Here is a 13,831-nt window from a genome sequence, read left to right as displayed (position 1 = left end):
TCAAAAATGGAACAGCTTTTGCAACGCTTCGCACATAAACGGTTATCAGAGGACACGCCATGCAAAGTCATGTTGCCACCCAGGGGATGGCAGTTACTCCCCATCACCTGGCCAGCCAAAGCGCGCTGGCGATTCTGCGTGAAGGAGGCAGTGCCATTGAGGCAATGGTCGCCGCCGCATCAACCATTGCGGTGGTGTATCCGCACATGAACGGCCTGGGGGGCGATGGTTTCTGGCTGATCGTCCCTCCTGATGGCGATCCCATCGCCATCGATGCCAGCGGTGCGGCGGGGGCGCGGGCAACCCCGCAGGCCTATGAGGGGATGGCGCACATTCCCCATCGCGGCCCGCAGGCTGCGCTTACCGTGGCCGGTACCGTCAGCGGCTGGGAAGAAGCACTCTCGATTTCCCACGATCTCTGCCGGAGCCACCTGCCCCTGACCCGCCTTCTTGAGGATGCTATCGGCTACGCCACTCACGGCATTCCGGTTACCGCCTCTCAGGCCAGGGCCACCGCAAGCAAACTGGACGAACTGCGCCACCAGCCCGGATTCGCCGATACCTTTCTGGTCAACGGACAGCCACCCGAGGCGGGTAGCCGCTTTTTGCAACCGGCGCTGGCAAACACCCTGCGCCGGTTAACGGAGGAAGGATTAGACAGTTTCTACCGCGGGCCGCTGGCCGGGCATCTGGCCCGCGGCATGGAAAGGTGCGGCATGCCGGTTACCCTCAGCGATCTGCATCAGCATCGTGCCCGCCGCCCGCTTCCGCTCAGGCTCGATCATCAGCACGGCGAACTGTGGAATCTGGCGCCGCCGACCCAGGGGCTGGTCTCCCTGGCGATCCTCGGGATAACCGATCGTCTCGGGATGGCCGATGCTGACGATGCGCTGACCATCCACCGCATTGTTGAAGCCACCAAGCTGGCCTTTGGCCTGCGCGACGCCCACATCACCGACCCACGTCATCTTGATGTTGATATCCAGAGTCTGCTTACCCCTGCGGCGCTGCAGCCGCTGGCAGAGAAAATAGACGATCAACGCGCGGCCCCCTGGGGAGCAGGCAAAGGACCGGGCGATACCGTGTGGATGGGCGTTATCGATAAAAACGGTCTGGCGGTCTCCTTTATTCAGAGCCTTTACCATGAATTTGGCAGCGGCGTGGTCCTGCCGGACACCGGGCTGGTCTGGCAAAACCGCGGAGCCTCGTTCAGCCTCGACCCGGCGCATCTTCTGGCGCTGGCCCCGGGCAAACAGCCGTTTCACACGTTAAACCCCGCCGCGGCACGCCTGAACGATGGCCGGGTGATGGTATATGGCTCAATGGGAGGCGACGGACAGCCGCAAACCCAGGCTGCTCTCTTCACCCGCTACGTCATGCAAAATATGCCGCTGCAGGAGAGTATCTCCCGCCCACGCTGGCTGCTGGGACGCACCTGGGGACAGACATCCGATTCACTCAAGCTGGAAGGGCGCTTCAGCGCAGAGAGCATCGCCCATCTGCGACAGCTGGGGCATGAGGTTGACGTGCTGGCAGATTTCAGCGAAGCCATGGGCCATGCAGGGGCGATTGTCCGCCACCCTGATGGTCTTTTAGAGGGAGCCAGCGATCCGCGCAGCAACGGCTCCGCAGCCGGATATTAGGAGTTCAACATGACGACACCACAAACCGAATGGGATGCTTATCTCGCCCAAATGGAACACTTGCTGGCACTGGAGCTGGACGACGCGCGTCGCGCCGAGCTCAGCGTGCAGTTTACCCGCATTGCGGCGATGGCTGAGCCGTTGCTGGCTTTTTCCCTCGACGACCGCGTCGAAATCGCCGGAGTCTATAAAGCATGAAGCTACCTGAGATGACGATCGAAGAGATACGGCGTGCGTTAACCTGCGGCGAGCTGAGCGCCGTGGAGATTGCCCGCCACACCCTGGAGAATATCGCCCGCGTCAATCCGCATATCAACGCCTGGACCCACATCAGCGAAAAGCGGATGCTGGCTGAGGCGGAGCAGATTGATAGCCTGCGCCGGGACAAGCGCCCCCTGCCCGCGCTGGCGGCTGTTCCCTTTGCGGTAAAAAATCTGTTCGATGTCGCCGGACACACCACCCTTGCCGGAGCAGAATTGTTCAGCAAACGCCCCCCCGCCGTCGCCGACAGCCGGGCGGTGCGTCAGCTGCAAAGCGCGGGAGCGCTGCTGTCCGGGATGCTGAACATGGATGCCTACGCCTACGGTTTCACCACCGAAAACAGCCACTACGGGGCCACGCGCAATCCGCACGATCTTTCCCGGATCGCTGGCGGCTCTTCCGGCGGGTCGGCAGCTGCGGTAGCGGCCGGGCTGGTCCACTTCTCGCTGGGTAGCGATACCAACGGATCGATACGCGTTCCGGCTTCGCTGTGCGGCATCTTTGGCCTGAAGCCGACCTTCGGTCGTTTGTCCCGCGCCGGCAGCCACCCCTTTGTCGCCAGCCTTGACCACATCGGCCCGTTTGCCCGCCGTGTCAGCGATCTCTCGACGGTATACGATGTGCTGCAGGGCCAGGATCCCGCGGACAGTTTTCAGGCCGACAGGGCCAGCGAGCCCACGGCGAACCGGCTCTGCCGTGGGCTGGAGGGCCTGCGCTGCGCCACGCTTGGCGGCTATTTCTCCACCTGGTGCGATAACGACGCCCGTGCGGCTGTCGCCCGCGTCGCCCGGGCGCTGGGCGTTCAGGAGGAGCTCATTTTCCCGGAAGCGGAGCTGGCCCGCTCCGCAGCCTTTATTATCAGCGCCTCCGAGGGGGGAAATCAGTATCTTCCAGCGCTACGCCGCGAGCCGGAGCGTTTTGAGCCCAACTCCCGCGAGCGCCTGCTGGCGGGAGCGATGATCCCCGCCAGCTGGTATATCCAGGCCCAGCGCTTTCGCAACCATGCCCGGCAGGCGTTTAACGCCCTGTTCGCCCATGCTGAGGTGCTGATCGCCCCCGCTACCCCCTGTGCCGCTACGCCTGTCGGGGCGCAGACCATGGAGATCAACGGCCAGCCCCTGCCGATCCGCGCCAGTATGGGAATGCTGACGCAGCCCATCTCCTTTATCGGTTTGCCGGTCACCACGGTTCCGCTTCGCACGGCGGGCGGGCAGCCGATTGGCCTGCAGTTAATTGCCGCGCCGTTTAACGAGCAGGCCTGCCTGCGCGTGGCCCGGGTACTGGAAGAGATGGGTATCACCGATGCCAGCCCGGCGGAGGTGGCAGCATGATGACCGGAGAAGAGATTAACCGCCCGCAGGTGCTTGCCGAGGTGACGGCGGCGTTTTATCGCTACGAAGAGGCGCTGGTCAGCAATGATATTGCCGTGCTGGATGAACTTTTCTGGCACGACGCCCGCACGGTAAGGCTGGGGGCCGGGGAAAACCTGTACGGTATCGACGAAATCCGCGCGTTTCGTGCCGCCCGCCCTGCCGTTGGCCTGCAGCGCGAGCTGCGGCATACCACCATCACCACCTTCGGCGAGGATTACGCGGTGTGCAGCACCGAGTTTACCCGCGAGGGCAGCGAGCGTATTGGCCGTCAGCAGCAGACGTGGGTACGCTTTCCCTCTGGCTGGCGAATTGTCGCCGCCCAGGTAAGCCTGATGATCTAATGTGCTGGAAATACCCTCTTCCTGGACGGGAGAGGGTGAAGACAGGGCTATTGATTTTGTGACGCCTGGTAGGGATGAAAGTCACGCCAGCGATCGGCAATCTGCTGACGGGTACAGATCCAGACGTTGTCATGCTGCTGCACATAATCAAGAAAGCGCTGTAGCGCCCGAAAGCGGCCCGGCCGTCCAAGCAGGCGGCAGTGCATCCCAATGGACATCATTTTCGGCGCAGACTCGCCCTCCTCATACAGCACATCAAAGCTGTCTTTCAGGTATGTGTAAAACTGCTCGGCGGTATTAAAGCCCTGGGCGGTGGCAAACCGCATGTCGTTCGCATCAAGCGTGTAAGGCACAATCAGATGCGGTTTGCGCGTGCCGTCACTGCACGCCACCTCGCTCCAGAACGGCAAATCATCGCCATAATAATCGCTGTCGTAATCAAAGCCGCCGTGCTCCACCACCAGCTGGCGGGTATTGGGGCTGTCGCGGCCGGTGTACCAGCCTGTGGGGGGCTTGCCAAAGAGATCGGTGAAGACCTGCACCGCTTTATTCAGATGCTCGCGCTCCTGCTCAATGGGCATGTTCTGGTAATGGATCCAGCGCCAGCCGTGGCTGACCACGTCATAATTGGCCGCTTTGATCGCCTCCACCACATCCGGATGACGCGCCAGCGCCATTGCCACACCGAACACCGTTAGCGGCAATCCACGACGGCTGAACTCCCGGTGGATGCGCCAGAAACCGGCGCGGCTGCCATACTCATATAATGAATCCATCGACATATGCCGGTCAGGGTAGCTGGCGGCACCGATAATATCGGACAAAAACTGTTCTGAACCGGCATCGCCGTGCAGCACATGGTTTTCGGAGCCTTCTTCATAATTAAGCACAAACTGCACGGCAATCCGTGCGTTGTTCGGCCACTGCGCGTGCGGCGGCTCCCCTGCGTAACCGCGCAGGTCGCGCGGGTAATCGTCTGCCAAAAATGCCATCTCCCACCTCTTCTCGTCAGAATGAATTTAATGTCTGAAATTTGCCGCTTAACGTCTTGGCCTCCGGAAAAGCTAAATCGCCCTGCTTGCTGGTGGACAGCCCGAGCGCCACCAGCGACTCCACCATCTTTACCGCCGCGCTGACGCCGTCGATCACCGGCACGCGCAGTTCACGGGTCAACGCCTGGGCCAGCGTCGCCATTCCGCCACAGCCCAGCACAATCGCCCCGCAGCCATCCTCCTTCAGCGCCTGGATACAGCGGGCGCGCACTTTCTCCTGCGCCAGCCCGCTGCCATCCTCCAGCGCCAGAACCGGGAGATCGATGGCGTGAAGAGCGGCACAGTGGTGTTCAAAGCCGTACTGACGCAGAAGATGGCGGGCGATAATCAAGGTTCTCGGCAGCGTGGTCACAATTGAAAAACGGGTCGCCACCAGGGTCGCCAGATGCATTGCCGCTTCGGCAATGCCTATCACCGGCCCCTGCGCCAGTTCGCGCGCCGCCAGCAGGCCGGGATCGCCAAAGCAGGCAATCACGTGGCCATCCACACCCTGCTCCCGACCGGCTTTGATCTGCTCCAGCACGCCGACCGCGGCGATAGCTTCATCAAAATGGCCCTCAATGGATGCCACCCCGTCTTCGGGACAGACCGCCAGTATCCGGGTGCCCGGCGCGGCAACCGCTCTCGCGGCAGCGCCGATGGTTTCCGTCATGCCCGGGCTGGTATTGGGATTGATCACTTGTATACAAATAGCGGCCATTATTGCTCCTTAAAACCGGCAAACAGCCGGGCGAAATCAGGCAGAGTGACGCCAGAGCGCTCAAAACAGAGGCTGGCGGCGATATGTTCAAAATGGTGCGTCAATGCATCGCTGAGGGGCTGTAGCGCTTTCTCCCGCAGCAGCTGAATAAGCCGGTCGTGATCGTTGCAGCGGCAGCCCTGACGCCATGGCGATCCCCAGGTCGCAATCACTAAGGAGGAGCGCTGACTCAGATGGGTCACCATTTCCGTGAGCACCTGATTGCCGGAGATCGCCTGCAGCTGAATATGAAACCCGGCGGAGTAGCGGAGCGCCGCCGGACCGTCGTAGCGTTCATGGGCCTGCTGCTCCTGGCGGACAATCGCCTCCAGCCCTGCCAGGTGGGTTGGCTGGCAGCGGGCCAGCACATCAGGCAAATTCGCGACCTCCAGCAGGGTACGGGTACGAAAGATCGCCTGCGCCTCTTCAACCGTCGGGCTGGCGACCTGTGCACCACGTTTGGGTGCCAGCGTGACCATTTGCACCGTTGCGAGTCGCTGAAGCACTTTTCTGATCCCCGTCCGGCTTACGCCAAATACCTCCGACAGCGCCTCTTCCGGCAGTCTGCTTCCCGGGGGGAGCAGATGCTCGACAATGGCCGTCATCAGCGCCTGGTAGATGGATTCGTCCTTATCATGCAGCTCTGGCGCGGCCTGCAGACGATGTTGGTTGCTCATTCATTACCCCAGCTTTTACTTTTAGATAGCATCTTGTATACATACGATTAAATTATTGTATACAAAATGAACGATTTCTGGCCTGGATCCTGCAACGCCTCAGTAAGCCACTTAAAACGGGTTTCACTTACAGGAGCAGATTTCATGCCAAACAGACAAAACACGCATCAGGTTAATGACGCCGATCCTCACGCGGGTTACAGCCCACGGCTCTGCAATGAAGATCTGGCCCCGACACGCGATCAAAACTGGAGCTGGTACAACATCTTTTCGTTCTGGATGTCAGATGTGCACAGCATGGGAGGCTACGTGGTGGCCGCGAGCTTCTTTACCCTCGGCCTGGCGAGCTGGCAGGTTCTGCTGTGCCTGCTGGTGGGAATTTGTATCGTCCAGCTGTGCGCTAACCTCGTGGCGAAGCCCAGCCAGATGGCGGGCGTTCCCTATGCGGTGATCTCCCGCCAGGCGTTTGGCGTCTTTGGCGCTAACATCCCGGCGGTGATCCGCGGGCTTATCGCCTTCGCGTGGTATGGCATCCAGACCTGGCTGGCGGCCAATGCGCTGATGCTGGTATTACTGAAATTCTGGCCATCGCTGTCGGCGCTTACCTCAGCCAGCTTCCTGGGTCTGTCCCATCTCGGCTGGCTCTGCTTTGCTACCATGTGGCTGCTGCAGGCGATGGTGTTCTGGCACGGAATGAGCGCGATTAAACGCTTTATTGATATTGCCGGACCGGCGGTTTATGTGGTGATGCTGGCGCTGGCGGGCTGGATTGTATACAAAACCGGGCTCGACGGGATCTCCTTTACCCTCGCCAGTAAATCCCTCACCACCGGGGAGCAAACCTGGCAGATGATCACGGCCATCGCGCTGGTGGTCTCCTACTTCTCCGGCCCGCTGCTCAACTTTGGCGACTTCTCGCGCTACGGCAAAAGCATGGGCGAGATCCGCCGCGGCAACCGCTGGGGTCTGCCGTTCAACTTCCTGCTGTTCTCTGTCGTTACGGTGGTTATTGTCTCCGGTACTCAGTCCCTGTTTGGCCGGATGATTACCGATCCGATTGAAACCGTCAGCCGCGTAGGCAACGACCTGGCCGTCGCCATCGGCCTGCTGACCATGATCACCGCCACCATCGGGATCAATATCGTGGCGAACTTTGTCTCCCCGGCGTTCGATTTCTCAAACTGTTCGCCGCAGAAGATCAGCTTCCGCACCGGCGGAATGATTGCCGCCGTCGGCTCGGTCCTGCTGACGCCATGGAACCTGTTTAACTCCCCGGAGCTTATCCACTACACCCTCGACGTGCTGGGGGCGTTTATCGGCCCGCTGTTCGGCATTCTGCTGGTGGATTTCTACGTGATTAAGCGCGGTCAGGTTTCAGTTAACGACCTGTTCGACGATACGCCAAAAGGAAAATACTGGTATCGCAACGGCTTCAACCCAAAGGCCATCGCCGCGCTGGTTCCCTCCGTCGCCATTGGTCTGGTCATCAGCTTTATTCCGGCCCTGCATGAAGTGGCTAACTTTAGCTGGTTTATCGGCGTCTTTGTGAGCGCTGCCGCCTACCGATGGATAGCGCGGGAGGAGCGCGCCGCTGCGCCTGCCCGTTTTGGCGCCCTTGCCCAGAAAGAGTAATTCAGCCTCGCCGCGGCACTCCGCCGCGGCGCGCCCTCCTTCCGGATAAACTGGCATCAATTTTGCTCGCTCTGTTTACCCTTTCGTTTAGCCACAAGGCAGAGACTGATGGACTACCATATCGCCCTTCGCGGCGCCTTTTTCGACATCGGTACCGTTGCCGATTGCCCTGACGATATCGCCCGTCACGCACGCTACGTGGAGGATGGCTTACTTTTTATCCGGGACGGGTGCATTGTGGCGCTCCTCCCCTGGCTGGAGGGGGAGCAGTACCTGCAGCCACTGAAAGGCTATCGCGATCTGAGCGGGAAACTGTTACTCCCCGGTTTTGTCGATGCCCACGTCCACTATCCGCAAACCGAAATGATTGGTGCTTTTGGCGAGCAGCTGCTGGAGTGGCTCACGACCTATACGTTTCCGGTGGAGGGTCAGTTTTCCGACGCCGGTTACGCCACGGAGATCGCACAGTTCTTTATCAGCCAGCTCCTGAGCCATGGCACCACCACCGCGCTGGTATTTTGTACCCTGCATCCTGAATCGGTGGACGCCCTTTTCAGCGAAGCGCTGAAGCTGAATATGCGCCTGCTTGCCGGTAAGGTGATGATGGACCGTCATGCACCGGACTATCTCAGCGAAAGCGCGGAGCAGAGCTACCGGCAAACCCGGGAGTTGATTCAGCGCTGGCATCAGCGCGGGCGCCTTGGTTACGCCATTACCCCCCGCTTCGCCCCCACCTCCACGCCAGCGCTGCTGGCTGCGGTGCAACAGCTGCGGGAGGAGTTCCCCGACACCTGGCTGCATACCCATCTGAGCGAAAACCTCAGCGAAGTCGCATGGGTAAAAAGCCTGTGGCCGGAGCATGAACACTATCTTGATGTCTACCACCACTACCAACTGACCGGCGAGCGCAGCGTTTTTGCCCACGGCATCCATCTGGCGGACGCAGAGTGGCAATGCCTGCACGATACCGGTTCCGCCGTGGCCTTTTGCCCCACCTCTAACCTGTTTCTCGGCAGCGGGCTGTTCCGTTTGCCCACCTGCTGGCAGAAAAAGGTGCGAATGGGGATCGGCAGCGACGTTGGCGCAGGCACCACGTTCAGCATGCTGCGAACGCTGGGGGAGGCTTATAAAGTGGGCCAGCTGCAAAGCTATCGCCTGCGCGCCAGCGAAGCCTTCTACCATGCCACCCTCGGCGGTGCGCACGCCCTGCGTCTTGATGACAGGATTGGTAATTTCCAGCCGGGTAAAGAGGCCGATTTTGTGGTCATCGACCCGGCAGTCACGCCGCTGCAACGCTTACGCAGCGGACGCTGCAAAGATATCTATGAGCAGCTGTTCGTGTTGATGACCCTGGGGGATGAGCGCAATATCAGCGAGACCTGGGTGAACGGCAAATGCGTCTGGGGGGAAGCAGAGAGGGAGTAACGAGGGTACCGGCGTCTGACATGACGCCGGTAAAAGACTGGGTTAACTTCCGCGATAGGTAGACCAGCCGCCAGGGGCAATCAAAAACGGCAGATGGTAGCGATCGCCCGCCGTCTCCCGGATGGCAAAATCAATCTGCGCGCTCAGAAAGATCGTCTCCCGGCCACCGGCGGCAAACCACTCTCCAGTCGCCGCCGTCAGGCGGTAGCGCCCTGCCGCCAGTTGCCCGGCGCCGAGCTCGCCGATTCGCCCGTTCTCGTCCGTCACGCCTGCGGCAATCTGCGCGCCTTCCCGCTCCAGCGTCACCTTCACCCCCTGCGCCGGTCGGCCGGTAGAGATATCCAGAATATGGGTGCTTAAGGTACTCATTCGCCAATGGCTCCTTCCAGTCGTAATAACGTAATTTCGCGCAGCTGCGCTAACGCATCCTGCACCTCTGCACTGTCGCTGTTGTCTAAACGGCGCGACAGCGCCTGTAGAATATCCTCCCCGCTGCGCCCTTTCGCGCGGATCAGAAAGACCCGCCCAAATCGCGCCTCGTAGCGGGCATTGCCCTCCCTGAGGGCCCGGGCCAGGGCGGCATCGCCATCGTTTACGCTGGCCTGTTCCTGACGCGACAGCGCCGCGTGCTGCTGCTCACCCGTGGGCTTTTCGCCGATGCGCGGATGGGCGCTCAGGGCCTGGTTCAGCTCAACTTCTCCCCAGGAGGCCATCAGCTGCTGCGCGGCATGCAGCATTGCCTCACGGGAGCGCCAGGGGCGCCCCTCAGCCAGCGCCGTCGCCCAGCCGGGAACGGCGACGCAGGGAGCCAGCAGGGAAGTGGCCTCTGCGACGCTCAGGCGGTTAAAGTGATTCAGCGTGATCATCAGCGCTCCTTGTTACCGCCGCGGCGGTTGATGTCTCTTCCGGGATAATCAGATTGAGGATAATCGCTACCAGACCACCGCTGGTGGCCGCTGAGCCGAACAGGTTCTCAACCACCGGCGGGAAATGGGCCAGAAATTCAGGCACGGCTTCGATACCCAGCCCAAAGCCAAATGCCAGACCGACAATCAGCATATCGCGGCGGGTCAGCGGTTTCTGGGTCACGATGCGGATCCCCGCCGCGACCACGCAACCAAACATCACCATCGTCGCGCCGCCCAGTACCGGCGCCGGGATCTGACGAAGAAGCTCGCCAAAGGGTGGGAACAACCCCAGCAAAATCAGGATCCCACCGATATAGCGGCCAACGTAGCGGCTGGCAACGCCGGTCATCTGGATCACGCCGTTGTTCTGCGCAAAGGTGGTGTTCGGAAAAGCGCAGAGCATCGCCGCCACCATACAGCTGATCCCGTCCGCCAGAATGCCGCCTTTCAGACGCGTACGAAAGGCACGATCGTCGATGGACTGCTGTGAAATCAGGCTGTTGGCCGTCAGATCGCCGACGGCTTCCAGAATGCAGACCAGCGATACCAGCGCAATGGGCAAAAAGATCGCGCCGTTAAACTCAAAGCCAAACGGGAAGAGCTGCGGCAGGCGGAACCAGATGTCGCCAACGGGCTTAAGCTGGAAACTTCCGCTCAGGGCGGCCGCCAGGCAGCCGACGGCAATGCCAATCACCACCGACGAAAGTCGCAGCCAGCGGTTTTTCATGCAGCTGAGCAGGACGATGGTGCCCAGCGTTACGGCGCCGAGCGTGATATTGCCCATACTGGCGAACTCTTTTGCATGCTCCCCGCCGCTCCAGTTGACGATGCTGACCTTAATCAGGCTCATGCCAATCAGCGCAATAACGCTACCGGTAATAATCGGGGTAAAAATTCGCTTCAGGGGTTCGATAAAGCGGCTGACGATACAGGGAACCAGTGCGGCAACGAAATTGACGCCAAACAGCATAGCCATAATATCCTGCGGCGTGCCCCCCTGCCCCTTTACCCACATGCCGCCCGCGATCGCCACCCCGAGAAAAGCAAAGCTGGTGCCCTGCATACAGATCATGCCGGCGCCAACGCCCCACAGGCGGTTAGATTGTAAAAAGGTGCCGATACCCGATGCCAGCAGGGACATGCTGATTAAATAAGGCAGCCACTGCTCTAACCCTAATGCAGCCCCGATAATCAGCGGCGGCGTAATAATTCCCACCAGCCCGGCAAGCACATGCTGTAGCGCGCTGAAAATAGCCGGAACCGGCGGGATCTGCTGCTCAAGGCCGTACAGTAAGCCACCGTTCTTTTCCTCTGACATAGTCTTCATCCCGTTGCGAATAAGCGTGCAGTGGCAATTGCATAAACCAGGCCAGATTTGCTCACTTTTTGTCATTACTGGGTTTACACCTTTAATATCAGTTAATTAATCGCTTCCTCAGTCAATAACCAGCGGTCTGAACCGCGCCAGCGCCATGAAACATTAGATTCTTAATTAGCTTTCAGGAAACTATTGATTCACAAAAGAGCAACATTCACTCCATTACGCCCTCCTTTTGTGCAAATGCCGCCGTAAGAGACGCCGGAAAGCGCCAGATGCCTTCGATCGTCATTGTGGTACGCAAATTGCTCAAGGCTATTAAACGCAAAAGAGGAGAAGAATATGAAAGCACTGGTGATTGGGGGCGGAATTGGCGGTCTGAGCGCGGCGGTGGCGCTGAAAAATGCGGGTATCGAGTGCGAGGTCTTTGAGGCCGTAAAAGAGATCAAACCGGTGGGCGCCGCCATCTCCATCTGGCCGAATGGCGTAAAATGCATGCGCCACCTGGGCATGGGCGAAATTATCGACAGCTACGGCGGCCCGATGCATTTTCTGGCCTATAAAGAACATCGTCGGGCAGAGACCCTCACGCAGTTCAGCCTTGCCCCGCTGGTGGAGCGCACCGGCGGACGTCCCAGCCCGATATCCCGTGCAGAATTGCAGCGCGAGATGCTCGACTTCTGGGGACGCGATGCCGTGCAGTTCGGTAAACGCGTGACCCGCTGCGAAGAGAATGCCGACGGCGTCAGCATCTGGTTCACCGATGGCTCAACGGCACAGGGGGATTTCCTGATTGCCGCCGACGGTAGCCATTCCGCGCTGCGCCCGTATGTGCTCGGCTACACCCCGCCGCGCCGCTACGCGGGCTACGTCAACTGGAATGGGCTGGTGGATATTGATGAAACCATCGCCCCCGGCAATCAATGGACCACCTTTGTCGGCGAGGGAAAACGCGTCTCGCTGATGCCGGTCTCCGGCGGCCGCTTTTACTTTTTCTTCGACGTTCCGCTACCGCTGGGCCTCCCGGAAGATCGCAGTACCCTGCGCGCTGACCTTAGCCGCTACTTCAGCGGATGGGCGCCGCAGGTGCAAAAGCTGATCGCCACTCTCGACCCGCAGACCACAAACCGGATCGAGATCCATGATATCGAACCCTTCGATAAACTGGTGCGCGGGAAAGTAGCGCTGCTGGGGGATGCGGGGCACAGCACCACACCGGATATCGGCCAGGGCGGCTGCGCGGCAATGGAGGATGCGGTGGTGCTGGGGGATCTGTTCCGCCAGAGCCAGGACATTTCACAGGTGTTAGGCCAGTATGAAACGCTACGCCGGGACCGGGTCCGCGACCTGGTGCTGAAGGCGCGCAAACGGTGCGATGTCACCCACGGTAAAGACAGGGCGCTGACAGAAGCGTGGTATCAGGAGCTGAAGGCTGAGACCGGAGAGCGGATCATCAATGGCCTGTGTGAAACCATTCAGGGCGGGCCGTTGGGCTAAACGCGGCGGCTGTTCGGGCTTTTGTGGACAACACCGGTTAGGGCGCAGCCTGCATCATCTCCATAACCCCGGTCAGCTTCTGGATAGCCATCTGCGCCGGGCGGGAAAGCTGGCGCGAGGGGGCCGTGCACAGGGCCAGCGTCAGCGGCCGCAGCAGCTTATTACGCAGCGGTATAAATGCCAGACGCCCCTCCTTCACCTCATCCAGAACATCCAGTCGGCTAAGGACGGTAACGCCGCTGCCTTTCAACAGCAGCGATTTAATCAGCCGGATGTCGTTGCAGCGCACGCTATTTGCCGGGGAAAAATCATAATGGCGATAGAGCATCGACACCCGCTCATGCACGATGAGCGGTGCCCCGGCAATGATATGCCGCTCGTCGCTTAATTCCCCCAGTGAGAGCATCGCAGCATGAGCCCGGGGATGATCCGGGCGCATCACCACCCCCATCTCCAGCTCGGCAAATGCCAGCACGCTCAGTCCGGCCTGGCCTTCGGGATCGAGGATCAGACCAAAATCGAGATCCGCCTGCCGCACCCGCTGGCTGACGGTATGGCTGTCCGCCACCTGCAGGTTCAGCTCCAGCCAGTGCCAGCTGCCAATAATCTCCGCCAGCGCGGCGGCAAAACATCCTTCCGCCAGGGCCTGCACCATGCCGACGCTGACGGTGCCGCGCTTCAGCCCCTGCAACTCGTCAAATTTCTGCCGCGTAAGCTGAAACTCCTTTTGCCAGCGCAGCAGATTTTCATACAGCAGCTCGCCAGCCGTGGTCATACGCAGCCCTTCGGGCAGACGCTCAAACAGCGGCGTACCGAACGCCTCCTCGGCCTGCAAAATTTGCCGGTTAATCGCCGAGGCGGAAATATGCAGTTTTTCCGCCGCCCGGCGCAGGCTACCGCTGCGGGCCACTTCGGTAAAATAGACAGCAAAACGCGAAAATGGACTCATTCTGGCCTGTTCTCTT

General features: G+C 60.3%; 14 protein-coding genes. 7 read left to right on the top strand and 7 right to left on the bottom strand.

The window, feature by feature from the left end:
* Nucleotides 1-59: 59 nt before the first annotated feature.
* From hpxW to hpxZ, 4 genes are read left to right on the top strand one after another with little or no spacing between them, the layout of a single operon-like run.
* Nucleotides 60-1,643 carry an oxamate amidohydrolase gene (gene hpxW, locus ACOYA6_RS17295; RefSeq protein WP_422655090.1) on the top strand — a complete coding sequence of 528 codons (1,584 nt, stop codon included), beginning with the start codon at nucleotides 60-62 and terminating at the stop codon, nucleotides 1,641-1,643.
* A 9-nt stretch (nucleotides 1,644-1,652) separates the two neighbouring features.
* Nucleotides 1,653-1,841, top strand: coding sequence for an oxalurate catabolism protein HpxX (gene hpxX / locus ACOYA6_RS17290; protein WP_422655089.1), 189 nt, complete (start codon nucleotides 1,653-1,655; stop codon nucleotides 1,839-1,841).
* On the top strand, nucleotides 1,838-3,235 hold the full coding sequence (locus ACOYA6_RS17285) for an AtzE family amidohydrolase (RefSeq protein WP_422655088.1): 1,398 nt from the start codon (nucleotides 1,838-1,840) through the stop codon (nucleotides 3,233-3,235). Before hpxX ends, ACOYA6_RS17285 begins: the two co-directional genes overlap by 4 nt.
* Nucleotides 3,232-3,618 carry an oxalurate catabolism protein HpxZ gene (gene hpxZ, locus ACOYA6_RS17280; RefSeq protein ID WP_422655087.1) on the top strand — a complete coding sequence of 129 codons (387 nt, stop codon included), beginning with the start codon at nucleotides 3,232-3,234 and terminating at the stop codon, nucleotides 3,616-3,618. Before ACOYA6_RS17285 ends, hpxZ begins: the two co-directional genes overlap by 4 nt.
* 47 nt (nucleotides 3,619-3,665) lie before the next feature.
* Here hpxZ and puuE read toward each other — a convergent pair whose 3' ends face one another.
* From puuE to ACOYA6_RS17265, 3 genes are read right to left on the bottom strand one after another with little or no spacing between them, the layout of a single operon-like run.
* Nucleotides 3,666-4,610 carry an allantoinase PuuE gene (puuE, locus tag ACOYA6_RS17275; protein WP_138371012.1) on the bottom strand — a complete coding sequence of 315 codons (945 nt, stop codon included), beginning with the start codon at nucleotides 4,608-4,610 and terminating at the stop codon, nucleotides 3,666-3,668.
* Between the two features lie 16 nt (nucleotides 4,611-4,626).
* Nucleotides 4,627-5,370: an allantoin racemase gene (hpxA, locus tag ACOYA6_RS17270; protein WP_422655086.1), complete on the bottom strand. Its 744-nt coding sequence runs from the start codon at nucleotides 5,368-5,370 to the stop codon at nucleotides 4,627-4,629.
* Nucleotides 5,370-6,086 (bottom strand): GntR family transcriptional regulator, encoded by a 717-nt coding sequence (locus ACOYA6_RS17265; RefSeq protein ID WP_422655085.1) that lies wholly within the window; start codon nucleotides 6,084-6,086, stop codon nucleotides 5,370-5,372. Before ACOYA6_RS17265 ends, hpxA begins: the two co-directional genes overlap by 1 nt.
* A gap of 144 nt (nucleotides 6,087-6,230) precedes the next feature.
* Here ACOYA6_RS17265 and ACOYA6_RS17260 point away from each other — a divergent pair, with 144 nt between their 5' ends.
* The gene (locus tag ACOYA6_RS17260; protein WP_422655084.1) at nucleotides 6,231-7,718 is read left to right on the top strand and encodes an NCS1 family nucleobase:cation symporter-1; all 1,488 of its coding nucleotides are present in this window, start codon (nucleotides 6,231-6,233) and stop codon (nucleotides 7,716-7,718) included.
* Nucleotides 7,719-7,823: 105 nt separating this feature from the next.
* On the top strand, nucleotides 7,824-9,143 hold the full coding sequence (guaD, locus tag ACOYA6_RS17255) for a guanine deaminase (RefSeq protein ID WP_422655110.1): 1,320 nt from the start codon (nucleotides 7,824-7,826) through the stop codon (nucleotides 9,141-9,143).
* A 42-nt stretch (nucleotides 9,144-9,185) separates the two neighbouring features.
* Here the strand turns inward: guaD and uraH are convergent, their stop codons facing one another.
* Genes uraH through ACOYA6_RS17240 form a run of 3 tightly spaced genes read right to left on the bottom strand, consistent with a single transcriptional unit; the run spans nucleotide 9,186 to nucleotide 11,369 of the window.
* Complete coding sequence (uraH, locus tag ACOYA6_RS17250; RefSeq protein ID WP_039030068.1) at nucleotides 9,186-9,512, bottom strand: hydroxyisourate hydrolase; 327 nt, start codon at nucleotides 9,510-9,512, stop codon at nucleotides 9,186-9,188.
* The gene (uraD, locus tag ACOYA6_RS17245) at nucleotides 9,509-10,009 is read right to left on the bottom strand and encodes a 2-oxo-4-hydroxy-4-carboxy-5-ureidoimidazoline decarboxylase (protein WP_422655083.1); all 501 of its coding nucleotides are present in this window, start codon (nucleotides 10,007-10,009) and stop codon (nucleotides 9,509-9,511) included. The genes uraH and uraD overlap by 4 nt, the downstream gene beginning before the upstream one ends.
* Nucleotides 9,987-11,369: a nucleobase:cation symporter-2 family protein gene (locus ACOYA6_RS17240; protein WP_422655082.1), complete on the bottom strand. Its 1,383-nt coding sequence runs from the start codon at nucleotides 11,367-11,369 to the stop codon at nucleotides 9,987-9,989. The genes uraD and ACOYA6_RS17240 overlap by 23 nt, the downstream gene beginning before the upstream one ends.
* 342 nt (nucleotides 11,370-11,711) lie before the next feature.
* Here ACOYA6_RS17240 and hpxO point away from each other — a divergent pair, with 342 nt between their 5' ends.
* Nucleotides 11,712-12,866 (top strand): FAD-dependent urate hydroxylase HpxO, encoded by a 1,155-nt coding sequence (gene hpxO, locus ACOYA6_RS17235; RefSeq protein WP_422655081.1) that lies wholly within the window; start codon nucleotides 11,712-11,714, stop codon nucleotides 12,864-12,866.
* 37 nt (nucleotides 12,867-12,903) lie between these two features.
* Here the strand turns inward: hpxO and hpxR are convergent, their stop codons facing one another.
* Nucleotides 12,904-13,815 (bottom strand): LysR family hpxDE operon transcriptional regulator HpxR, encoded by a 912-nt coding sequence (hpxR, locus tag ACOYA6_RS17230; protein ID WP_422655080.1) that lies wholly within the window; start codon nucleotides 13,813-13,815, stop codon nucleotides 12,904-12,906.
* Nucleotides 13,816-13,831: the final 16 nt, after the last annotated feature.

This window comes from Leclercia barmai, assembly GCF_049312895.1.
GTDB classification, from domain to species: domain Bacteria; phylum Pseudomonadota; class Gammaproteobacteria; order Enterobacterales; family Enterobacteriaceae; genus Enterobacter; species Enterobacter barmai.
The sequence above is the reverse complement of the archived record's forward strand: the minus strand, read 5'-3'. Positions and strand labels throughout refer to the sequence as shown.

What these genes read in the sequence shown, in the direction of transcription:
- hpxW (WP_422655090.1), top strand. Translation starts at nt 60, where the DNA reads ATGCAAAGTCATGTTGCCACCCAGGGGATGGCAGTTACTCCCCATCAC.
- hpxX (WP_422655089.1), top strand. Translation starts at nt 1,653, where the DNA reads ATGACGACACCACAAACCGAATGGGATGCTTATCTCGCCCAAATGGAA.
- ACOYA6_RS17285 (WP_422655088.1), top strand. Translation starts at nt 1,838, where the DNA reads ATGAAGCTACCTGAGATGACGATCGAAGAGATACGGCGTGCGTTAACC.
- hpxZ (WP_422655087.1), top strand. Translation starts at nt 3,232, where the DNA reads ATGATGACCGGAGAAGAGATTAACCGCCCGCAGGTGCTTGCCGAGGTG.
- puuE (WP_138371012.1), bottom strand. Translation starts at nt 4,610, where the DNA reads ATGGCATTTTTGGCAGACGATTACCCGCGCGACCTGCGCGGTTACGCA.
- hpxA (WP_422655086.1), bottom strand. Translation starts at nt 5,370, where the DNA reads ATGGCCGCTATTTGTATACAAGTGATCAATCCCAATACCAGCCCGGGC.
- ACOYA6_RS17265 (WP_422655085.1), bottom strand. Translation starts at nt 6,086, where the DNA reads ATGAGCAACCAACATCGTCTGCAGGCCGCGCCAGAGCTGCATGATAAG.
- ACOYA6_RS17260 (WP_422655084.1), top strand. Translation starts at nt 6,231, where the DNA reads ATGCCAAACAGACAAAACACGCATCAGGTTAATGACGCCGATCCTCAC.
- uraH (WP_039030068.1), bottom strand. Translation starts at nt 9,512, where the DNA reads ATGAGTACCTTAAGCACCCATATTCTGGATATCTCTACCGGCCGACCG.
- uraD (WP_422655083.1), bottom strand. Translation starts at nt 10,009, where the DNA reads ATGATCACGCTGAATCACTTTAACCGCCTGAGCGTCGCAGAGGCCACT.
- ACOYA6_RS17240 (WP_422655082.1), bottom strand. Translation starts at nt 11,369, where the DNA reads ATGTCAGAGGAAAAGAACGGTGGCTTACTGTACGGCCTTGAGCAGCAG.
- hpxO (WP_422655081.1), top strand. Translation starts at nt 11,712, where the DNA reads ATGAAAGCACTGGTGATTGGGGGCGGAATTGGCGGTCTGAGCGCGGCG.
- hpxR (WP_422655080.1), bottom strand. Translation starts at nt 13,815, where the DNA reads ATGAGTCCATTTTCGCGTTTTGCTGTCTATTTTACCGAAGTGGCCCGC.